Raw genomic sequence first — 21576 nt, 5'->3', positions numbered from 1 at the left:
GAGACTTATTCCGCCGTTCTGAATTTTTTGATTTTGTCAAAGCCATTTTTCTGGATAGTTTTAAAATCACGGATTATTGGGGCATATGGGCGAACAATGTTGCTGAGATTGCTCAAAACCATATTACACATCTTCAAAACCTGCTTGCTGATGAAACCAGTGAAGCCTTTCATGCTTTTGATGCATTCCATAAGGAATTACAAAACAACGTCAACAGCGATATCAAACAAGAGGAAGCAATTGAGATGTTAGCGCAGCATCTTGTGACGCGTCCCGTGTTTGAAGCCTTGTTTGATGGCAATGAATTTGTACAAAACAATGCTATCTCACAAGCAATGGACAAGATCTTAAGAGAACTGGATAAAACCAATATCGAAGAAAAAACCAAAGATCTTGATCAATTTTACAAAAGTGTCACGTTCTGTACAGCAGGGATTACCGAAACTCATGCAAAACAGAATCTTATTATCAACCTTTATGAAAGCTTTTTTGCCAAGGCATTTAAGAAGACAACGGATAGGCTTGGGATTGTTTATACCCCCGTTGAGGTTGTTGATTTTATCATTCATTCTGTTGATGACGTTTTACGCAATGAATTTGGAAAAAGCCTTGGTTCACGGGGTGTTTCTATACTTGACCCCTTTACTGGAACGGGTACCTTTATCACACGGCTGTTACAATCAAAGCTCATAAAACCAGAGGATATGGAATATAAGTTCCGTCATGATATCCATGCCAATGAGATTGTTTTACTGGCTTATTACATAGCAGCCATTAACATTGAATCAACTTATCATAGTCTTATGAAAGGAAATTATATCCCATTCACAGATGCTATCGTGAAATGGGCTTGGGTGCGTTACGAGATGTTTCTTTAAAACAAGCGCGTAAAATGGCATTCTCCTCACACTGTATTCCTATTGAAATAATGATCACCTTGAACCGTATAAGTTTAGATTTTCAGATCTCATTTGCATAACATTTTAATGTAATTGCATATCCAATACTAAAATATCTCTAACATAAGGTAGAAACTATAAAGAAATAAGAAAAAACATTTGAAAATGTAAATGTGAAATCTAAAAACTTAACTCTGAGATGCAATCTATCTTCATTCATAATTCAAACAAAATATATACAAGATAGCCTATAAATACACAGTATACATCCTTCAAACCTATAAGACTAAGAAAACCTAAACATTGATGGAATCTATAGCCCTACCTGAGAAACAGTAACAATCACGTTAAATCAAATTGGCTGCAAATATCTCTCATTGAAAAAAACATAAAAAAGTAATTCGATATGAATCACACCTTCCAAGACAAGAAGATATTCTCCCCTTCTTGTATCGTCTGTAAATTTTCATCATAAACAGATATCGTTTTTATTTTTCAATGTTTCATAAACGGTTCTAAATCGAATCCATCATGCCTTGTATCTAATCAAAATCAATCTTACCAAAGTTCATACTGAAAAACGTAATAATATTATTCATAAAAAATAAAAGAATTACAATAGATGTTTTTTGCAATTTTACCAACATTAGCCGTAATATTTAAATCTAATCTAAAAAATAAAATATTCATTTTCAGAAAGATGAAACAGAATCATTTTATTCTAAAACAGTCAACAGAAAACGTTTAGTAACAAAATCACCCAAAAAACATCAAAAAGGTTCGGGATTATACATAGAAATAAGCTAATAGAATAAAAGAAGAACTTTCGAACTTTTTATAGCCTATTAATATCATTTAAACATGGTGATCCCGACAGGATTCGAACCTGTGACCCACGGCTTAGAAGGCCGTTGCTCTATCCAGCTGAGCTACGGGACCCAATTGACTATTTTCTCAATTCAAAATAGCATCTTTAATTCAATGTGTCCAAGAATGCTGCCGATCACTGCGAAAATTATCAGAATAAGAAATAGCACGTCGAATCGACGTATGTTTCTTTTCTACACGGTAAGAAATAGCATTCTTACACGCGAAAGCAATTGCTTCTTCCTTCCTATTAAATCGGATCCTTACCTGATTATTCATATCAGACGTTGCCGTGTACCCCATAAGAGGTTCAAGCATTTTTGCTTTCACCGGCTCATACTCTAGAATCCAAAAATCTGTATTCCCCTTACCTGACTGCATAGCTGTCTTAGCAGGACTGTAAATACGTGCGATCATGCCTTTTTCCTTCACAGATTACACAACGCTTGAATGATAGTTTGTCACCACACGTACCCAATTGGGTCATTCTCACACACTCAACCAAATATGGTCGGAGCGATAGGATTCGAACCTACGACCCCCTGATCCCAAATCAGGTGCGCTACCAGGCTGCGCTACGCTCCGCCATTTACATTTACTTGATGCACATTTCCTAAAATTTTCACAACAGAAGTGCAAGAGAAAAACACACTTTTTTTTAATTTTGTTGCATTTCTTTACAAAAAAGTACATTTCTGAATTTTTTTACCTACTCAATAACAGATTTATTGACAAATAATAGAAAATAACCTATATGGTAGGACTCGATATATTTAAAAAATAATGAATTTCTCTATTAGGATTTCATAGTTTTTATTTTGCTTTAAGCAAGCTTTCACTGCATGAAAACGCATTCTACAGATACAATTTTAGAAAACAACGACTTAAATATCATAGAAAAACTTTCCCAAAGAGAACATAAGCTAGAAAATTCAGCTGTATAGCTTTTTCTCTCTTCTCAATGACTCTTTTATTAAAAGTTCTAAATCTTCTACAATCCAAATCCATAAACAACAAACATTTTTTCAAAGCACAAAGGTTTTATTATAAATAAAATAAGGCGCTCTTTTAGAAATATTTTCAAATGCGAAAATGGAAAGAATTCAACATCATACAATAAAATCTCAAAGCTATTTAAAATAAATACATGACAAAAATAAAAAATACTATTTTTCACTCTTAATAGATATCCAAAAAGGAGAAAATTTAAATGGCCTGTCTTTCACATATTGAAACAATAATAGAAGGACAGGATAAGTAAGCCATGATAAGGAGTGTTTACAGATTTCTTCTGTTCAAGACTTCAGCAATAACAGCACGTGTTATTTTTCTTTTTCTTTGTAATGCCAACTGATCCACAGAATCAATAACATGCTTCAATGAAAATAAAGAACGCTCACAACGACTTACAAGATAATAAATCGTATCTGGATGTACAATAAGTTGCCTATCAGAAAAAAGCTTAAATGCAACAGCTGTTAACAATGCATCATCAGGCTGATTAATTTCAACGAACATCACCGAATTAAGACGACTTTTTAGATCATTTAACTTTAAATTCCAAGCGGAAGGAAGTGTCCGTGCCGTCATCAATAAAGTAGCTTGTCGTGCATCAAGATTTGCTTGCTTAATACTGTTAATTAAATGAAAAAGTCCTGTCTCATTGATTTCACCTGCATCAATATCCTCTATTAAAAATGATCTGCCTAAAGAAGCCATAGTAACAGCCTGATCAATTTCATTGTGCTGAATCCTGAAAGCTTCTGCTTTTTGGAGCCATATATTAGAAAAGTGCGTTTTTCCAGATCCTTCTTTTCCAACCAAAACTGCAATAGGTAAGCTCCAATTGGGCCAATGATCAATAAGCTGAAAAGCCATACGATTGCTTTCCGTTACCACTAAATCCTCAAATTGAAAAATCGGATCATAAGGAAAATTTAAAGATAATTGCGTTTCACGCCCATTCATTTTAGCAGCTCCGAATTTCCCTTTCGTGAATACATCTGAGAACTAAGATAAATATGAAGAGCAAAACGAACTAAAACGCCAACAGCTGCTGCCGCAGGAACAGCAACAAGCATACCAGTAAACCCAAAGAGTGAAGAAAAAGCAAAAAGTGAAAACATCAACCATACGGGATGTAATCCCACTGATGAACCTACAAGCTTGGGTTGAAGAATATAACCCTCAATAAATTGACCAATTAAAAAAAGTGCCATTACAATGATGATTCCCCCCCAATTATTGGGATAAAACTGGACCCATGCAATACCAACAGAAAGGACCAAACCACTCATTGTGCCGATATAAGGAACAAAGCTAATAAGACCAATAAACATACCAATCAAAAGACCAAAATTGAGCCCTGCAATCGTTAAACCAATAGCATAATAGCCTCCCAATATGAGACAAACTGTTCCTTGTCCACGAACAAAGCCTGCAATAGCTCTATCCATTTCATGGAAAATACTACGAACGGTTTCAAGATGATCACGCGGTATTAACGAATCGATTGCTGTTACCATACGTGGCCAATCTAATAACATATAAAATGCCACCACAGGTGCCACAACAAATAGGCTAGCGATATTAACGATAGATTTTCCTGACTTTAAAAGTGAATTCAAAAGAGACGTAATAAAATCAGAACCTTCTCCCAAAAATCCTTTAATATTATTCCGTAATTCATTTGGATCACTTCCAAAATAGCGCCTTATCCAATCAAAATCATGCTCAACAAAAAAGGTTTGAATACGATTAATATAAACAGGTAAACCCTCACTCATAAATTGCTGTATTTGCCAACTAATAACAGGAATCAAAATAACCAAAGAAGCAACAAAGGTAATAACAATAAATAAGGTAATGAGAACAGTCCCAAATACACGACGAATACCAAATTTTTCAAGTAATTGAACAATGGGATTCAGAAAATAAGCCAACACAATCCCTGCCACAAAAGGAAGCAAAATCGATCCAAAAATAAACATAAAAAAAATGAAAAAAATCAGCGTACCAAGCCAAAAAAAGATTTGCCTTTTCATATTATTCGGCAACGGTAATTGAGTATACGCTGGCACATAAGTCTTATAACGATCACGAGATGCATTTTCACTCGCTTTCTTTCTCATCAGCTGCCAAGAAGACTGTCCGTGATTATCTGATATCTTGCTCATAGAATGTCCTAAAAATTCTTCACAAAAAATTATAAACATCTTCACAATAAGGTACAAGCAAAGTTGCTTATTTTCTTATCAATATCTCTTGCAGAGAGAACTCTATCATGGCATTGCATAATATCAAAACCTGATTTTCCATTAAAGGAAGGCTCCAATGAGCAATCAAGATCTTACAAATAATAAATCCAAAGTTGGTCTTACCTACGCAAAAGCCGGTGTAAACATCGATATGGGTAATGCCATGGTAGAAAAAATTAAACCCTTTATACGCGCGACAAAACGAACCGGAGCAGATGCAGAAATTGGCGGATTTGGTGGCCTTTTTGATTTAAAAGCAGCTGGCTTTACAGATCCTATCCTCGTAGCAGCCAACGATGGTGTGGGAACAAAATTAAAAATTGCCATTGAAGTAGGTCACCATAACACTGTCGGTATTGATCTTGTAGCTATGTGTGTCAATGATTTACTCGTACAAGGGGCTGAACCTCTTTTTTTTCTAGATTATTTTGCAACTGGAAAACTTGACCCTGAACAAGGTGCTGTAATTGTTTCTGGTATTGCTGAAGGATGTAAACAAGCCGGTGCTGCTCTTATTGGAGGAGAAACTGCAGAAATGCCAGGAATGTATGCAGAGGGAGATTATGATCTAGCCGGTTTTGCTGTAGGAGCATGCGAACGCAGCAAGCTGCTCCCTTCAAAAGATTTAACAGAAGGTGATATTATATTAGGTCTAAGCGCCTCTGGAATTCATTCCAATGGCTTTTCGCTTGTTCGACGAATCATCCAGCAAAATTATCTCAAATGGAATGACCCTGCCCCTTTTGCCCCCGAAAACAGCCTTGGTATAGCACTTCTTACACCAACACGCATTTATGTAAAATCGCTTCTTCCTATCATGCAAAAATACGAAGGAATTAAAGCTCTTGCTCATATTACGGGAGGAGGCTTTCCTGAAAATATTCCACGTGTCATTCCATCTTCTCTCTGCGCTGAAATTAATCTTTCTACCATCAATGTTCCAGCAGTATTTTCATGGATTGCCAAACAAGGTAAAATAGACGAAACAGAAATGTTAAGAACATTCAATTGTGGTATTGGCATGATCATTATCGTAGCACAACATGCAGCTGAAACAATTACGCAAGCTCTTGAAAGAAAAGGAGAGACTGTAACTCCCCTTGGCATCTTAACAAAACGCCAAGATCAAAATAACGGAATACTTTACAAAGGGGTACTGCATTTATGAAAAAACAAGTCCTTGTTTTCATTTCTGGTAATGGATCCAATATGGTCGCCCTTGCTCAAGCTAGTCAACAAAAGGAATATCCTGCTGAAATCGTCGCAGTTATTTGCGATAATCCGCATGCAAACGGTATTGAAAAGGCACAAAGCCATAACTTACCTATTCATATTGTTGATCGCAAAATTTACAAAACAAAAGAAGAGCATGAAGAAAGTATTTTTACGATTTTAGATCAATATAAACCGGATTTTCTCTGCTTTGCAGGGTATATGCGCCTTATATCACCACATTTTGTAAAACTTTACGAAGGACGAATTTTGAACATTCATCCCTCTCTTTTGCCTTCATTTAAAGGCTTAAACACACATGAAAAAGCTTTACAAGCAGGCGTAAAAATCACGGGTTGCACTGTTCACCTTGTTACAGAAGACATGGATGCAGGAAAAATCCTTGCCCAAGCAGCCGTTCCAGTCTATCCTCATGATACTGCTGAGAGCTTAGCACAAAGAGTTCTTAAAGCAGAACATAAACTCTACCCCGAAGCCTTAAAAGCATTTATTGAAGGGAAGAGTAAAATGGTCGATACGCAACAACAGCTTTTATCTTTTTGAGTGTATCAACAATCTATTAATCAGCATTTTTCAATGTTTTACACATAGTTTGTGCTCAGTATCTATAATTGAAAATCTCTATGAAATGGTGACATAATAGAGTTTATCTCTTCATAATTTTTTGTGCAGAATGTGTGATTTTTTTGAATTTTATTTCAATTTCCAAATTCTTCTTCTTTATTCAGTTTTATGACATTATCACAAGCTCTATTCATCAAAATACCCTCGTATTTCGCCTAAAAAATCTTAAAATACACAATTTTTCTATTGCATAAATTTTTTGTCTTATGACGACAGTGTTTCTTTAACTGTTAGAGCTAATTGTTTGAGTGTAAAAGGTTTAGATAAAAAACCAAAAACAGCATCTTGTGGAAGATTTTTAGCAAAAGCATCTTTTGCATATCCAGAAACAAAAAGAAATTTGATATCAGGATAGTTTTTACGGACTTCTTTCAATAAAGTGGGCCCATCCATCTCTGGCATCACCACGTCGGAAACAATAATATCAACAGCTCCTTTTTGTTCCTCAAGAATAGAGAGTGCTTCCACCCCACTCGCTGCCTCTAAAACCGTATATCCCCTCATTTGAAGAGCTCTTACCCCCCCCATTCTGACGGCATCTTCATCTTCAACCAATAAAACAGTCGCAGATCCTGTTAAGTCTATATTTTTATCTTTCTCTTCATCTTTTTCAATCTTTTGAGAAATTTCTCCTTTTATATTGGGGATATAACGGGGAAGAAAAATATGAAATGTGGCTCCTTCACCTTCTTTACTTTCACAATGAATGTACCCACTGCTCTGCTTGATAATTCCATAAACCATTGATAAACCAAGTCCTGTTCCTTTTCCAACTTCTTTTGTTGTAAAAAATGGCTCAAACATTTTTTCTTGTATAGCAGCGGATATACCAGCCCCTGTATCTGAAATAGTCAATTGTACATACTCACCAATTGCTAAACCAAGATGATTAAATTCAGCACTTTGTTGCTTTGTAATATTGTTTGTCGCAATCGTAACAATACCTCCATCTAACATGGCATCACGCGCATTAATAACCAAATTCATTATAACACGCTGAAAAGATGCTTGATCAACTTCAACACTCCACAAATCTCTTCCATGGATAATTTTTAACTGAATATTATTCCCCAAAAGTGGTAAAATAAGATTGCGAATATCTGATAAAAATTCAGTAAAATCAACTTCTTCAGGTCGAAGTGTTTGCTTTCTAGAAAAAGCTAATAATTGCTGTACAAGAGCAGCTGCACGATTAGCATTATTTTTTATATTGATTAGATCAGCATGTGCAGGATCAGAACTACGATGCGTATTTAAAAGAAGATCACATGACATTAAAATTGCTGTTAAAACATTATTAAAATCATGAGCAATGCCGCCAGCCAATTGTCCAACAGCTTGCATCTTCTGACTTTGCATCATTTTATCTTCAAGCGTTTTTTGTTCGGTTGTTTCAATCACAGAGATAATAAGCAAATCTTGCAATGCATCACCATGATAGGGCGGTACAGACATAATATGAAGCCGTAAATGGCATTCTTCATTTTTTTCTAAAACAGTTTCTAGAGAAACAAAATAATTTTTATTTGATGCAATTCTCTGAAAAGAACGCTCTAACTGCACACAATCACGACGAGAAATAACGTCATAAAAATTGACAGCTTTGTCCATACATCCCGTGAGTGATGAAAAAGCTTTATTCATATGAACCAATTGCCCTTTATGATCCACCACGGCTATTGCAAAAGGACTCGCATCAAAATATTCTCCTAATACACTAGGCAATTTTAATTGATCGTCCTCTTCTTTTTGTATTTGTTGTGGAATGATCACAATACGATAAATGGCTTCCTCTTCTAAGAGAGAAGAAACAGATATAAGACAATGGAATATTTTCTCACAAGTCGTGCGTGAATTTAAACATAACGAAAACCTATAAGGTAAAGAGTAACCTGAACTTTGATATCTGTTGGTTTGCAAACAGATATCACTCCATGAGCTCTTAGCACCAACGCTATCAAATAACGAATCAAAATTATATTGACCAACTGAGAAATTCGCTAAATCAATTGAAAACCATTCGGCAAAAACCGCATTGGCATAAAGAATAGTTCCTTGTGTATTAACTGATACAAAACCAATAGGAGCTTGATCTAAGTGATTGATAGCCTCTTGAAGGTTCGAAAAAAAAACTTCTCGCGTTTGTTGCAAATGCGAAATATCAGCAATACGCCAAAATAAAAGCTTTTTTTTCTGTTTTATGATAGGTTGAACGGAAATATTATACCAAACAGATTTTTTTGGTGTAGCATCGGTAAAAATTGATTGTTCTACTCTTAACTCCTCTTGCGCTGCAAGATTATTACAGGCTGCAACCTTTAAGCGATACGAAAGGGCACCAGCTCCTGGAAGGTCAGCAATAACCGTATAACAAGACACTTCAGGCTTATAGGTCAGAATTTTTCGATAGTTTTGATTAGAATAATAAACAAAACCAGAAAGATCAGAGATTACAATTGCATCATCGCTCTCATTAAAGATGCTAAAATAAAAACCCTCATGCGACCACACATGGTATCTTAAAATTCCCATTCCACACAAAACGAGTGTTGCAACGCCGATAATTGCTAGAATCAAAAAAGATATCAATATCACCTTTTGCAAATAGCTTTGTGGATAAAAAAAACCTAAAATACCCACAATGAAAAGAAAAAATAATATAAAAACAACACTACAAATCACAACTCTTCGATGAACAGAAGACGCTGATCTTTTATTATTATCAAAACCTTTATCCATCTCTCATTGCCTTAGATTTAGCTGTTTCTTATATCACAAAACTTCCTTTATATTCATTGTTATAAAGTATATACTATGATATTATCTTTCTAAGAAAGCTCACTTAATGTTAAAAAATTTATTTCTTGTATTTAAGAGAACCTTTTAAGGGTGTGTTTATAAATTTATCTCGATAAAAAACGATATTTTCACACAAAAATGGGAGAAAATCTATGGTTATCTGGTTATCAGAGCAAATAGGTGTATCTGCTGCGAAAATAATGATAAGCTTTTTGTTTTTTATAATAACAATCGTGGCCATTACCGTAATTATCTTGTTTTTACGTCGTTTAAGTACGGGAAGATTCAGCAATAATAGAAAAAAAAGTCTATCAAGACTAGCATTATGTGAAGTGATTTCTATAGATCGAGCACGCCGCCTTGTTTTAGTCCGTTGCGATAATAAAGAACATTTGCTCCTTATTGGCGGTTTAACAGATGTGGTTGTAGAATCCGATATTAGCAGTATATCGAAAATACAAAAGAGAGAAACACGCACACATCCAAATCCCGCCTCTACAGAAAGAAACGATATACTAGATAAAAATCCCTCTCGTTTTACGAATCAAGCGGTAAAAGATTCAGCAATCACCGCCGAAATTGAGGGGCGGCAAGAACCATCTTTGTTCATTCCTACCCCTCAAAAATAAAAATATACAATTTTATCACCACAAATTTTGTTTGTTTATCATTTCAATGATCTTAATCATCGCGATAAACTCTTTCACGTCGTTCGTGACGTTCTTGCGCTTCCAATGACAAAACGGCTATCGGCCGAGCCTCAAGGCGCTTGATACTAATGGGTTCGCCGGTTTCTTCACAAAAACCATATGTCCCATTATCAATGCGCTCTAAAGCAGCATCTATTTTTGAAATAAGTTTTCTCTGACGATCACGAGCACGTAATTCGATTGTACGATCAGTTTCACAAGAAGCTCTATCAGTCAAATCGGGTTGACCAACATTCTCTTCCTGCAAATTTTCCAAAGTCTCACGAGCTTCTTTTAATATATCATTCTTCCAAGAAACCAATTTAGCACGAAAATACGCCTTTTGCCGCTCATTCATAAAAGGCTCATCTTCACTAGGGCGATATTGACCATCACTCTCTTCGCTCATGCAATAAAAAACCTCCACATATGCTATGTGCGGTCTATATATTGTGCAATCCCCATCAACACAAGAGTAAAATGTTTTTTCATAACAATCTACAAATATGTCTAAATGCACTGTTTAAGTTCAATCGCTTTTTTATGTAGATTGGATTCTTGATTAAATCTCATTCAGAATCATTTTTCTCGCTTATTGAAAAACTTCAAAAAGAAGGAAATCAGATATCAGGGACATCCCTCCTCTACTTTCTCATTGTTTAAAATCTAAATGAAGCAACAATAAATCATTTCATCAATGTAAAAAAATAAAATCTTTATAAAGGCAAGGTGTGATATTCACGTTGCAAATATATCAAAGCATCTTTTTCTTTATTACAGTTGATTGCAACAACCTCACCAATCAAAACACAATGGGTTGCGTGTTCGTGCCAACAAATCAAACGACAATCAAACGACGCTAGAGCGTCTGAAAGACTAGGCGCCCCCGTTTGTAAAACTCCCCATTGAGCAACATCGAAACGCTCATTTTGTGTAGGAGTACAACACCTCGAAAAAACATCCGCTAATGGACGATGTTTTCCTGCCAAGCTATTAACACAAAAATTTCCATTCTCCATAAACACCTGATTCTTTAAATTATGGCGCATGAGACAAACAAGAAGGGTTGGAGGATTATCGGATAAAGAACAACACGCCGAAACAGTCACCCCTCGTTTTCCCTTAATACCATTTGTCGTCACAATATGCACAGCTCCTGCAAAAAGACTCATGGCATCTCGATATTCTTGGGAAGAAACCGCAATATTATGTTGAAGTTCAGGCATCAAATATGTTTTATGATTCGACATATCTTTCACTTATAAAGCTTTAAAATTTCAAGCGATCTTTCCATAAAAAGACCTATAATACATATTTTTTCTTTTCCGTCATAACACAAAAGATATTTGTGTATACACAGCGATATGATAAAAACAGACAATCAAGGAGATTTTAATGCCCCATTCTCATCTCATTTCGCCTTCACTCTTGGCTGCTGATTTTTCTAAACTTGGACAAGAAATGTTAGATGTTGTTGATGCTGGTGCAGATTGGCTTCATCTTGATATCATGGATGGACACTTTGTTCCTAACATCACCTTTGGTCCTGAAATCGTCAAGGCTCTGCGCCCATTAACCAAAGCAACATTTGATGTCCACCTGATGATCGAACCAGTAGCCCCTTATTTGGAAGCTTTTGCAAAAGCGGGTTCGGATATTATAACCATTCATGCTGAAGCAAGTCCACATCTTCATCGTTCATTACAAACAATCAAAAAAATGGGGAAAAAAGCAGGAATTGCACTCAATCCAAGCACCCCTGAACATGTACTTGAATATTTGCTTGATCAATTAGATCTCATTCTCATCATGACGGTCAATCCCGGTTTTGGTGGACAAAGTTTTATTCCAGAAATAAAAGATAAAATTAAGCGCGTTAAAAGCATGATTGCAAACCGCCCTATTGATCTTGAAGTTGATGGTGGTATTACCGTTGATACAATTGGGATAGCTGCAAAAGCTGGTGCAAATGTATTTGTCGCAGGCTCTGCAATTTATAAAAATGGAAATAAAGAGCTTTACAAAACACGCATGAGTGCATTGCGCCAAGCCGCAATCCTCTCACAATAAGGAAAAAATTATGATTGACCGTTATTCCCGCCCTGAAATGGTAGACATTTGGTCTCCTGAAACAAAATATCGTATTTGGTTTGAAATTGAAGCCCATGCCTGTGATGCACTCGCTCAATTAGGTGTTATTCCGAAAGAAGCCGCCAAAGTCATTTGGGAAAAAGGGAAAGCTGCGGAATTTGATGTCAATCGCATTGATGAAATTGAAGCAATTACCAAACATGATGTTATCGCATTTCTGACCCACCTAGCTGAATTCATTGGGCCCGAGGCACGTTTTGTCCACCAAGGTATGACGTCATCTGATGTTCTCGATACAACGCTAAACATTCAATTGATGCGTGCTAGTGATATTTTGCTAGAGGATATAGATCAACTTCTTGAGGCATTAAAAAGACGTGCTTTTGAGCATAAAGAGACAATCACCATTGGGCGGAGTCATGGCATTCATGCTGAACCAACAACATTTGGAATCAAGTTTGCTCTTGCATACGCTGAATTTTCCCGTTGTCGCAAACGTCTTCTTGCAGCACGAGAAGAAATTTCTACTTGCGCGATTTCAGGAGCTGTAGGAACTTTTGCAAATATCGATCCACGCGTTGAAGAACATGTAGCAAAAGCCTTGAAGATGCGTGCAGAACCGGTTTCCACCCAAGTAATACCAAGAGATCGTCATGCTATGTTTTTTGCAACACTTGGTGTTATTGCTTCCTCTATTGAAAGGCTAGCAATAGAAATACGCCATTTACAACGAACAGAAGTTCTTGAAGCAGAGGAACATTTCTCACCTGGACAAAAAGGTTCATCGGCGATGCCTCATAAACGTAATCCAGTTTTAACAGAAAATTTAACTGGATTAGCCCGCATAGTACGTGCATTTGCACTCCCAGCCATGGAAAATGTTGCACTTTGGCATGAACGTGATATTTCCCATTCATCTGTTGAGCGTTATATTGCTCCAGATGCGACTATTACACTGGATTTTGCTCTTTCTCGCCTCACATCTGTCATTGAGAATCTCATTGTCTATCCAGAAAATATGCAAAAAAATCTCAATAAATTCCGCGGTCTTGTTCACTCACAACGGGTGCTTTTAGCACTCACGCAAGCAGGAATCAGTCGTGAAGATTCTTATCGGATTGTACAACGAAACGCGATGAAAGTTTGGGAACAAGGAAAAGATTTTTTAGAAGAACTCCTCAACGACGAAGATGTTACCAAAGCTTTAAGTGAAGAAGAACTTCGCGAAAAATTTGATCTTTCTTACCACACCAAACATATCAATACGATTTTTAAACGTGTTTTTGAAGAACAATAAAGCGACATAGAAACCTCAAATCTATTGCACCTATGATCAAAAATCTGTTGTAACAAAGAAAACAATTCATGAAAGCAAATCAACTCGATATTCTTATTGTTCCTGGCTACAAAGGATCTGGTCCAGATCATTGGCAAACACGCTGGGAAAAAAAATTGTCGACAGCCCGCCGCATTGAACAACTCCATTGGTCAAAACCTGTTTGTGAAGAGTGGGTTAACAAAGTTAAAACCGCTATCGCAAAAGCTCAAAGGCCTGTTATGCTTATTGCTCATTCATTAGGAGTTCCCAGCGCTATTCACGCAACTATAGAAAATACAGAAAAAATTTGTGGCGCTTTCTTTGTTGCACCTCCAGATGTCGCCAATGAGAAAATACGCCCCAAACATTTAATGACATTTGGCCCCTATCATCGCCAAAAGCTGCCTTTTCCTTCTATTGTCATAGCCAGTCGCAACGACGAGTTTTGTCAATTTTCAGTAGCAGAAAAAATTGCCAATGATTGGGGATCTTTCTTTGTTGATGCTGGGTATTCTGGCCATATTAACGCAGAATCCGGACACGGACCTTGGCCCGAAGGGCTAATGGTCCTCTCTCACTTTCTTGCAAAAATTTGATCCCAAAGAGGTAATCTTCTTTCTCATCGCTTATGTATTTTCACCTTTGGGTAGACGTGTAACGACAAAAATTATATAAAGTGTCATAGTAATATCATTGAGAAATTCTATCAATTAGGATAGTATCATTTTTCAATGTTATTAAAAACCTCTCAAGATAAATAGAGAATCATGATGAATCGTCGCCACCGTATTTATGAAGGCAAGGCTAAAATTTTATATGAAGGGCCTGAACCAGGAACTTATATTCAATTTTTTAAAGATGATGCAACTGCCTTTAATGCAAAAAAACATGAAATTATCGACGGAAAAGGGGTTTTAAACAACCGAATTTCGGAACATATTTTTAGCCATCTTGGACGTTTGGGCATCCCAACACATTTTATCAAACGTATAAACATGCGTGAACAGCTTATTAAAGCAGTGGAAATCATTCCGTTGGAAGTTGTTGTTCGCAATGTTGCTGCCGGCTCTCTTGCTAAGCGTTTAGGTCTAGAAGAAGGAACCCCGCTTCCGCAATCTATCATTGAGTTCTACTATAAAAATGATTCTCTCGATGACCCTATGGTAACGGAAGAACATATCACAGCGTTTGGGTGGGCTGTCCCACAAGAGATAGAAGATATCATGCAACTTTCAATTCGTATTAATGATTTTCTTTCGGGACTTTTTGCCGGTGTTAACATCCAATTAATTGATTTTAAAATGGAATTTGGTCGCCTGTGGGAAGATGAAACAATGCGCATTGTTCTTGCTGATGAAATCTCACCTGATTCTGCACGACTATGGGATATGCAAACACAAGAAAAAATGGATAAAGACCGTTTTCGTCGTGATATGGGTGGGCTTATTAATGCCTATCAAGAAGTTGCCAAACGCCTTGGTATTATGAATGAAAATGAACCAACACGACCAAGTGGTCCCGTTCTCGTAAAGTAAAAACCTCGTAAAGTAAAAACAAGGTAAAAAACATCACCTTATACAAGTACCCCTCTTCGAAGGAGAGGCTTTTTTAACAAGCAGGAAGCAAAAAATGAAAGCACGCATTACAGTTACTTTAAGAGAAAGCGTTCTTGATCCACAAGGAGAAGCGATTGCCGGTGCTTTAAAAAGTTTAGCTTTCGAAGGCATTCAATCCATTCGTCAAGGAAAGGTTTTTGATATCGTTCTTGATGATCAACCTGCTGAAACCGCAAAGAAAAAACTTGAAAAAATGTGTGAAGAGTTACTCGCAAATACTGTCATTGAAAATTATACAATCGAACTTCTTTAAGTGGAACGCTCATGAAAACTGCCATCATTCAACTTCCTGGATTAAATCGTGATCGAGATATGGTTGCAGCATTACATCATATAACGGGAGTTGAGCCACTAAAAATTTGGCAAACAGAAACAACAATTCCAGATGTAGATATTATTATTATTCCTGGTGGTTTTTCCTATGGCGACTACTTAAGATGTGGAGCTATTGGAGCGCGAACTCCCATCTTAAAAGCCATTCGTGAAAAAGCACAAGAAGGTACGACAATAATAGGTATCTGTAATGGATTTCAAATTTTGTTGGAAGCAGGATTATTACCTGGGACTTTAATGCGTAATGCTTCTTTAAAATTTGTTTGTCGTGAAATCAAACTTGAAGTCGTTAACGCCAAGACGAAATTTTCTCGATATTATTCTAAAGGACAGATTATTCGTTGTCCTGTTGCCCATCATGATGGAAATTATTTTGTTGATAGTGAAACATTGAAACAAATGGAAGACAATGAACAAATTGTTTTTCGCTATGCAGAAAACACAAATCCAAACGGCTCAATGAAAGATATTGCTGGTATTGTTAATAAAGCTGGTAATATTCTTGGTATGATGCCTCATCCTGAAAACTTTATTGAACCCGCCCACGGAGGTATTGACGGTCGTTTACTGTTTCAAAGTGCTTTAGAGTTAGTAAATAGATGATGCTGCACAAATACTCGCGCTCCTTGATTGTTCAAAACAAGAATCTATACTATTTCTCGCATCATAAATCTATGAACAAAGCTCTTCACAAACAACAATGGATATTATTTTTAAACACATAATTATTTAAGACCATTTTTAGTCTTAAATCCCACTAAACAAACGAACAAAATCTTCAGCTTACTGTCTATAAATATATATTATGAAACAATATTATTGCTTATAATATAAGCTGCTAGATTAAAAAAATAAAAATGCTAAATTTCGATTAATTGGACGGATAAATACTCATGAAGCCTTGCAATAACATCACTATTACACCAGAGCTCATTGCACAACACGGGCTAAAAGAGGATGAATATCAACGTATCCTGATGTTGATCGGTAGAGAACCAACGTTTACTGAACTAGGAATTTTTTCTGCAATGTGGAACGAACATTGCTCCTATAAATCATCTAAAAAATGGCTAAAGACTCTTCCGACAGAAGGAAAATGTGTCATCCAAGGTCCTGGTGAAAATGCTGGTGTTGTCGATATTGGCGAAGGGCAATGTGTTGTTTTCAAAATGGAAAGCCATAACCACCCTTCTTATATTGAACCTTATCAAGGTGCAGCAACAGGTGTTGGTGGTATTTTACGCGATGTCTTTACAATGGGAGCCCGTCCTGTTGCTGCTATGAATGCATTACGATTTGGTGCGCCTGATCACCCACGAACACGCCATCTTGTTTCTGGTGTTGTTTCTGGAATTGGTGGTTACAGCAATGCTTTTGGCGTTCCAACTGTTGGTGGAGAAGTAAATTTTGATAAGCGTTATAATGGCAATATCCTTGTTAACGCTTTTGTCGCCGGTATTGCAAAGACAGACGCCCTTTTTTATTCTAAAGCGCAAGGTATTGGACTCCCTGTTGTTTATCTTGGTGCAAAAACAGGACGTGATGGTGTCGGTGGAGCAACAATGGCTTCTGCTGAATTTGATGATTCAATCAGTGAAAAACGCCCAACTGTTCAAGTAGGTGATCCTTTTACAGAAAAATGTCTCCTTGAAGCATGTTTAGAGCTCATGGAACTTGGAACCGTGGTTGCTATTCAAGATATGGGAGCAGCAGGACTCACCTCTTCTGCCGTTGAAATGGGTGCAAAAGGAAATTTAGGGATACAGCTTAATCTCGATACAGTTCCTGTTCGAGAAGAAAACATGACAGCCTATGAAATGATGCTTTCTGAAAGTCAAGAGCGTATGCTCATGGTCCTTAAACCAGAACTAGAAAAGCAAGCAGAAGCAATTTTTCATAAGTGGGGGCTACATTTTTCTATTATTGGAAAAACAACCGATGATTTACGTTTTCGTGTATTTCATCAAGGGGAAGAAGTTGTCAATCTTCCCATCAAAGAGCTTGGTGATGAAGCGCCTGTTTATGATCGTCCTTGGAGTAAGCCGGCAAAAAAAACACCCTTGAAAGCAGAAGACGTCAAAAAAGTTGAAAATCTTGGTGATGCGCTTCTATCCTTATTGAATTCTGCTGATCAAAGTTCACGGCGATGGGTTTATGAACAATATGATACCCTTATCCAAGGAAATAGTCTTATTTGTCCAGGAGGTGATGCAGGCGTTATCCGTATAGGAAACAACAGCAAACGTGCTCTTGCTTTTTCTTCTGATGTAACACCTCGCTATTGTGAAGCAGACCCTTATGAAGGAGGAAAACAAGCTGTCGCAGAATGCTGGCGAAATATTAGTACGACAGGTGCAACACCACTGGCTGCTACAGATAATCTCAATTTTGGTAACCCTGAAAAACCTGAAATTATGGGACAACTGGTTTTTGCTATTAAAGGTATAGGAGAAGCTTGTAGAATTCTCGATTTTCCTATCGTTTCAGGCAATGTTTCTCTTTACAACGAAACAAATGGGGAAGCCATTCTTCCAACCCCTACAATTGCTGGCGTAGGCCTTCTTAATGATTGGTCTAAAATGGTAACAATAAGTGGTATGCAAAATGGAGATATTCTTGTTTTAGTAGGAAATTGCGGCTCTCATTTAGGACAATCAATCTATGCACGTAACATTTTAAATATTGATGCAGGTGCCCCCCCCCCTGTAGATTTACAACTTGAAAAAAAACATGGTCAATTTGTTCGAGATGCCATTAATAGCGGTTTTATTCATGCTGCTCATGACATTTCTGACGGAGGATTAGCGATAGCACTTGCTGAAATGGTGATTAAAGCAGGTAAAGGAATCAAAGTAAAATTAAGCAATAAATCACCCCATCATGCAGAACTTTTTGGAGAAGACCAAGGACGTTATCTTTTAGCCGTCAAACCTCACTCTCTCAATAGTCTTAAAGAGCGTGCACAAATCAATATAGTGTCTTTAACAGAGCTAGGTCAAGTTGAGGGAACTTCTCTCAATATAGATGGGATATTAACACTTTCAGTAGACAAACTCACAAAAGCCTATGAAAACTGGTTTCCACAATTTATGGGTGAGGAGTAAATTTTGTTTTTTCTCTTAACACAGCCTTTATAAAAAATGAATAACATAGGAGAATAATGATGGCAATGAGTGCCCATGCAATTGAAACGCTTATTCGTGAAGGCATTCCTGATGCTACTGTAACAATTCGTGATCTTGCTGGAGATGGGGAACATTATGCTGCAGAAGTTATTTCTGAAAGTTTTCGTGGTAAAACCCGTGTTCAACAACATAAAATGGTCTATGATGCCCTTAAAGGCAATATGGGAAATAACCTTCACGCCTTAATGTTGCAAACCAATATCCCAAAATAACCTAAAATTTCTTCTTGCATTCACTCATTTAATGCGATTAAAACAGTGTGAATATAAATTGCCCACTTATAAAAATCGGAAATATTGAGGGATAAAAATGACCACTGTTTATGATTTTATTGACAACGAGATAAAAACAAACGACGTCATTTTATTCATGAAAGGAACACCTGACGCTCCGCAATGCGGGTTTTCAGGACAAGTTGTTAAAATACTTGATTATTTAAGATTGAATTATAAAGGAATTAACATTTTAACTTCTAACGAATTGCGTCAAGGGATTAAAGATTACTCAAATTGGCCAACAATTCCACAGCTTTATATCAAAGGTGAATTTATCGGAGGCTGTGATATTGTTAAAGAGATGTTTCAAAACAATGAGTTACAGGAACTTTTGAAAGAAAAAAATATTCCTTGTAATCAATCATAGGTATCTTTCATTTTATTCAGACTCTTAAAAGAGCTGTTTTCAGACGAAATTTCTATTTCAAGGATGCCATATGTCATATTCAGTCGATGAACAAACGCATAGTGATGCGATTAGGAACAAAATTGGCTATAAAGAATTTGTTATTCTTATTGCTTCACTCATGGCTATTAACGCTATAGCTGTTGATATTATGCTGCCGGCTATGCCCAATATTTTAGACGGCTTAAATGTTCTCAATGAAAATGATCAACATTATATCATTTCGAGTTATCTTATTAGCTATGGTATTGCTCAAATATTTTTCGGGCCAATAAGCGATAGGTATGGACGACGTAAACTTATTCTTCTCGGGCTTGCTTTTTATTCATTTACGGCGATTGGCTGTGCCTTTGTAACTGATTTTTCTCTCTTACTTGTTTTGCGTATCTTACAAGGTATTGGAGGAGCTGCTATGCGGGTTCTTACAGTTTCCGTCGTACGTGATCTTTATAGTGGTCGAAAAATGGCAGAAGTTATGTCTATTGTTATGATGGTTTTTCTTGTTGCACCAATGGTTGGTCCCGCAACAGGACAGATCATTTTACTGCTCGGACATTGGCAATATATTTTTATTTTCATGGCAATGATTGGTTTTGGGCTGATGATTTGGATTCAATTCCGCTTGCCTGAAACTCTTTATGCGCAACGCTCTCTTTCCTTTTCTTCAGTCAAACATAATTTATGGATTGTAATAACCAATCGCACAACACTTTGCTATACACTAGCAACTTCCATTATTTTAGGCTGTATCTTTACCGCCGTTAATACATCACAACAAACGTATGAAGGAATCTATAATCTAGGGCTTTGGTTTCCTATTGCCTTTGCAGTTGGTGCTGCATTCCAGGCTTTCTCATCATTTATGAACTCTCAACTCGTTGGACGCCTTGGAATGCGACGTATTGCTCATACAATGCTGTTGCTCTTTTGTATCACTTCATGTGTATGGTTTATTGGCTCTATCTTAACAGATGGTATCCTTCCTTTTGCTTTTTACATGCTGTTATTCTGTATACTGATGTTTGCCTGCGGTGGTATTATGGCCAATTTCAATACACTCGCTCTCGAATCTGTGGGGGAAATTGCTGGAACAGCTTCTTCTGTATCTGGCTTTCTTCAAACATCTATCGGTGCAGGACTCAGTTTTTTTATTGCTCAACAATTTGATGAAACAACCATTCCAAATTCAGCGGGATTTTTCTTTTTGAGTCTCGCTGCTATACTTCTCGTCTTATGGGCTGAACGTGGTCATCTTTTTAGGCAATATCATAGTAATCCTAACGAATAAATATTACGATGAAAGATTAATAACGTCTCTCTTGAACAATAAGGAGATAAACCGATCAGACAAATAAAACATCTCCAAATAGAACACTCTTGTGTTAAACAGTCACATTGTTTTTTTAAAGATACAGTTCTCAAAATATAAAATCATTTCACGACAGCATCTATAAGCGGTATAATGTTTAAAAAAAAACAAACATACCTATTATTGTGACAACTCTTGTATGTGAAACAATTTATTAAAAAATATTTTTATTCTTTTTTTCAATAGTTTTTATGCAGACGGGCTGGTCTCTCTCATCTCATAACAAGCAAACAAACAGTTTTGATTGCTGTAGCTTGCCAGCGGGTTTTGTATATTTTGCCACTAGGTTTTGTAGCAATTTATTTTTTTTACATGATTTTAAGGTGTTCTCACAGGGGCTTCAAAGGTCTTTCAAAGATCATTTAAAACCTCTTTAATGAATTTCTTTTTTTTCTCCTAAAAATTATGATTTTAATGATCAGTTCTTTTGCCAGAATCGTATTACAATCGCATTATTTGAGAAGCAGCATGCATAAAAAGGTATCTCTTCTTTTAACATAAAGTGAGTGATAGCTTTTCAGTTTTCTGAGGCATTATTAAAACAAAAGAAGCTTTGAGGAATTGGGTAAACATTACCCTATTGCTGAACTCATGCAATTGGATCAACTTGATCCT

At 36.6% G+C, this 21576-nt stretch carries 19 protein-coding genes, 2 tRNA genes and 1 pseudogene; 14 read left to right on the top strand and 8 right to left on the bottom strand.

From position 1 onward, the window contains the following. Positions 1 to 827 (top strand): annotated as a pseudogene (locus PVV60_RS07775) (N-6 DNA methylase); the annotation flags it as partial. 934 nt (positions 828 to 1761) lie between these two features. Here the strand turns inward: PVV60_RS07775 and PVV60_RS07770 are convergent. The 5 genes from PVV60_RS07770 to PVV60_RS07750 all read right to left on the bottom strand — a co-directional run bounded on the left by PVV60_RS07770 (position 1762) and on the right by PVV60_RS07750 (position 4942). Next, a tRNA-Arg gene (locus PVV60_RS07770) sits at positions 1762 to 1838 on the bottom strand. Positions 1839 to 1877: 39 nt separating this feature from the next. After that, positions 1878 to 2183, bottom strand: a complete 306-nt coding sequence (locus tag PVV60_RS07765) for an ETC complex I subunit (protein ID WP_273724108.1) — start codon at positions 2181 to 2183, stop codon at positions 1878 to 1880. A gap of 91 nt (positions 2184 to 2274) precedes the next feature. Then, positions 2275 to 2351: transfer RNA gene (locus tag PVV60_RS07760), tRNA-Pro, on the bottom strand. 693 nt (positions 2352 to 3044) lie between these two features. Beyond that, positions 3045 to 3734 carry a DnaA regulatory inactivator HdaA gene (hdaA, locus tag PVV60_RS07755; protein ID WP_273724107.1) on the bottom strand — a complete coding sequence of 230 codons (690 nt, stop codon included), beginning with the start codon at positions 3732 to 3734 and terminating at the stop codon, positions 3045 to 3047. After that, complete coding sequence (locus PVV60_RS07750) at positions 3731 to 4942, bottom strand: AI-2E family transporter (RefSeq protein ID WP_273724106.1); 1212 nt, start codon at positions 4940 to 4942, stop codon at positions 3731 to 3733. The genes hdaA and PVV60_RS07750 overlap by 4 nt, the downstream gene beginning before the upstream one ends. Positions 4943 to 5099: 157 nt before the next feature. Between PVV60_RS07750 and purM the strand changes: the two genes are divergently transcribed. Both purM and purN read left to right on the top strand, forming a co-directional pair. Then, positions 5100 to 6191 carry a phosphoribosylformylglycinamidine cyclo-ligase gene (gene purM / locus PVV60_RS07745; RefSeq protein WP_273724105.1) on the top strand — a complete coding sequence of 364 codons (1092 nt, stop codon included), beginning with the start codon at positions 5100 to 5102 and terminating at the stop codon, positions 6189 to 6191. Continuing rightward, positions 6188 to 6799, top strand: coding sequence for a phosphoribosylglycinamide formyltransferase (gene purN / locus PVV60_RS07740; protein ID WP_273724104.1), 612 nt, complete (start codon positions 6188 to 6190; stop codon positions 6797 to 6799). The genes purM and purN overlap by 4 nt, the downstream gene beginning before the upstream one ends. Positions 6800 to 7084: 285 nt before the next feature. Here purN and PVV60_RS07735 read toward each other — a convergent pair whose 3' ends face one another. Beyond that, a complete protein-coding gene (locus PVV60_RS07735) occupies positions 7085 to 9619 on the bottom strand; it encodes a response regulator (RefSeq protein WP_273724103.1) in 2535 nt (844 codons plus the stop codon). Positions 9620 to 9831: 212 nt separating this feature from the next. Here PVV60_RS07735 and PVV60_RS07730 point away from each other — a divergent pair, with 212 nt between their 5' ends. Then, the gene (locus tag PVV60_RS07730) at positions 9832 to 10308 is read left to right on the top strand and encodes a flagellar biosynthetic protein FliO (protein ID WP_273724102.1); all 477 of its coding nucleotides are present in this window, start codon (positions 9832 to 9834) and stop codon (positions 10306 to 10308) included. A gap of 52 nt (positions 10309 to 10360) precedes the next feature. On the opposite strand, the gene dksA is transcribed toward PVV60_RS07730, so the two are convergent. Both dksA and PVV60_RS07720 read right to left on the bottom strand, forming a co-directional pair. Beyond that, on the bottom strand, positions 10361 to 10777 hold the full coding sequence (gene dksA, locus PVV60_RS07725; RefSeq protein WP_273724101.1) for an RNA polymerase-binding protein DksA: 417 nt from the start codon (positions 10775 to 10777) through the stop codon (positions 10361 to 10363). A 307-nt stretch (positions 10778 to 11084) separates the two neighbouring features. Beyond that, positions 11085 to 11618: a flavin reductase gene (locus PVV60_RS07720; RefSeq protein WP_273724100.1), complete on the bottom strand. Its 534-nt coding sequence runs from the start codon at positions 11616 to 11618 to the stop codon at positions 11085 to 11087. A gap of 145 nt (positions 11619 to 11763) precedes the next feature. On the opposite strand from PVV60_RS07720, the gene rpe reads away from it, so the two are divergent. The 10 genes from rpe to PVV60_RS07670 all read left to right on the top strand — a co-directional run bounded on the left by rpe (position 11764) and on the right by PVV60_RS07670 (position 20880). After that, positions 11764 to 12438, top strand: coding sequence for a ribulose-phosphate 3-epimerase (gene rpe, locus PVV60_RS07715; RefSeq protein ID WP_273724099.1), 675 nt, complete (start codon positions 11764 to 11766; stop codon positions 12436 to 12438). 10 nt (positions 12439 to 12448) lie between these two features. Beyond that, entirely contained in the window at positions 12449 to 13756 is a 1308-nt protein-coding gene (purB, locus tag PVV60_RS07710; protein WP_273724098.1) for an adenylosuccinate lyase, read from the top strand. Positions 13757 to 13824: 68 nt separating this feature from the next. After that, positions 13825 to 14373 (top strand): alpha/beta hydrolase, encoded by a 549-nt coding sequence (locus tag PVV60_RS07705; RefSeq protein WP_273724097.1) that lies wholly within the window; start codon positions 13825 to 13827, stop codon positions 14371 to 14373. Positions 14374 to 14547: 174 nt separating this feature from the next. Then, positions 14548 to 15312 carry a phosphoribosylaminoimidazolesuccinocarboxamide synthase gene (gene purC / locus PVV60_RS07700; RefSeq protein WP_273724109.1) on the top strand — a complete coding sequence of 255 codons (765 nt, stop codon included), beginning with the start codon at positions 14548 to 14550 and terminating at the stop codon, positions 15310 to 15312. Positions 15313 to 15406: 94 nt separating this feature from the next. Then, positions 15407 to 15646: a phosphoribosylformylglycinamidine synthase subunit PurS gene (gene purS, locus PVV60_RS07695; protein ID WP_273724096.1), complete on the top strand. Its 240-nt coding sequence runs from the start codon at positions 15407 to 15409 to the stop codon at positions 15644 to 15646. 11 nt (positions 15647 to 15657) lie between these two features. Then, positions 15658 to 16329, top strand: coding sequence for a phosphoribosylformylglycinamidine synthase subunit PurQ (gene purQ / locus PVV60_RS07690; protein ID WP_273724095.1), 672 nt, complete (start codon positions 15658 to 15660; stop codon positions 16327 to 16329). A gap of 290 nt (positions 16330 to 16619) precedes the next feature. Further along, complete coding sequence (gene purL, locus PVV60_RS07685; RefSeq protein WP_273724094.1) at positions 16620 to 18830, top strand: phosphoribosylformylglycinamidine synthase subunit PurL; 2211 nt, start codon at positions 16620 to 16622, stop codon at positions 18828 to 18830. A gap of 59 nt (positions 18831 to 18889) precedes the next feature. Continuing rightward, positions 18890 to 19123 carry a BolA family transcriptional regulator gene (locus PVV60_RS07680; protein ID WP_273724093.1) on the top strand — a complete coding sequence of 78 codons (234 nt, stop codon included), beginning with the start codon at positions 18890 to 18892 and terminating at the stop codon, positions 19121 to 19123. 97 nt (positions 19124 to 19220) lie between these two features. Then, positions 19221 to 19553 (top strand): Grx4 family monothiol glutaredoxin, encoded by a 333-nt coding sequence (gene grxD, locus PVV60_RS07675; protein WP_273724092.1) that lies wholly within the window; start codon positions 19221 to 19223, stop codon positions 19551 to 19553. Positions 19554 to 19623: 70 nt separating this feature from the next. Continuing rightward, positions 19624 to 20880, top strand: a complete 1257-nt coding sequence (locus tag PVV60_RS07670; protein WP_273724091.1) for a multidrug effflux MFS transporter — start codon at positions 19624 to 19626, stop codon at positions 20878 to 20880. Positions 20881 to 21576 lie beyond the last annotated feature (696 nt).

It is taken from the genome of Bartonella sp. AU18XJBT, assembly GCF_028618595.1.
Taxonomy (GTDB): domain Bacteria; phylum Pseudomonadota; class Alphaproteobacteria; order Rhizobiales; family Rhizobiaceae; genus Bartonella.
Note: the sequence above shows the minus strand (reverse complement) of the source record. Positions and strands in the feature narration are given on the sequence as shown.

Coding starts and splice junctions, on each gene's coding strand:
- grxD (WP_273724092.1), top strand. CDS start 19,221: ATGACCACTGTTTATGATTTTATTGACAACGAGATAAAAACAAACGAC.
- PVV60_RS07765 (WP_273724108.1), bottom strand. CDS start 2,183: ATGATCGCACGTATTTACAGTCCTGCTAAGACAGCTATGCAGTCAGGT.
- purS (WP_273724096.1), top strand. CDS start 15,407: ATGAAAGCACGCATTACAGTTACTTTAAGAGAAAGCGTTCTTGATCCA.
- PVV60_RS07730 (WP_273724102.1), top strand. CDS start 9,832: ATGGTTATCTGGTTATCAGAGCAAATAGGTGTATCTGCTGCGAAAATA.
- rpe (WP_273724099.1), top strand. CDS start 11,764: ATGCCCCATTCTCATCTCATTTCGCCTTCACTCTTGGCTGCTGATTTT.
- purQ (WP_273724095.1), top strand. CDS start 15,658: ATGAAAACTGCCATCATTCAACTTCCTGGATTAAATCGTGATCGAGAT.
- purB (WP_273724098.1), top strand. CDS start 12,449: ATGATTGACCGTTATTCCCGCCCTGAAATGGTAGACATTTGGTCTCCT.
- purC (WP_273724109.1), top strand. CDS start 14,548: ATGAATCGTCGCCACCGTATTTATGAAGGCAAGGCTAAAATTTTATAT.
- purM (WP_273724105.1), top strand. CDS start 5,100: ATGAGCAATCAAGATCTTACAAATAATAAATCCAAAGTTGGTCTTACC.
- dksA (WP_273724101.1), bottom strand. CDS start 10,777: ATGAGCGAAGAGAGTGATGGTCAATATCGCCCTAGTGAAGATGAGCCT.
- purN (WP_273724104.1), top strand. CDS start 6,188: ATGAAAAAACAAGTCCTTGTTTTCATTTCTGGTAATGGATCCAATATG.
- PVV60_RS07750 (WP_273724106.1), bottom strand. CDS start 4,942: ATGAGCAAGATATCAGATAATCACGGACAGTCTTCTTGGCAGCTGATG.
- PVV60_RS07720 (WP_273724100.1), bottom strand. CDS start 11,618: ATGTCGAATCATAAAACATATTTGATGCCTGAACTTCAACATAATATT.
- hdaA (WP_273724107.1), bottom strand. CDS start 3,734: ATGAATGGGCGTGAAACGCAATTATCTTTAAATTTTCCTTATGATCCG.
- PVV60_RS07735 (WP_273724103.1), bottom strand. CDS start 9,619: ATGGATAAAGGTTTTGATAATAATAAAAGATCAGCGTCTTCTGTTCAT.
- PVV60_RS07705 (WP_273724097.1), top strand. CDS start 13,825: ATGAAAGCAAATCAACTCGATATTCTTATTGTTCCTGGCTACAAAGGA.
- purL (WP_273724094.1), top strand. CDS start 16,620: ATGAAGCCTTGCAATAACATCACTATTACACCAGAGCTCATTGCACAA.
- PVV60_RS07680 (WP_273724093.1), top strand. CDS start 18,890: ATGGCAATGAGTGCCCATGCAATTGAAACGCTTATTCGTGAAGGCATT.
- PVV60_RS07670 (WP_273724091.1), top strand. CDS start 19,624: ATGTCATATTCAGTCGATGAACAAACGCATAGTGATGCGATTAGGAAC.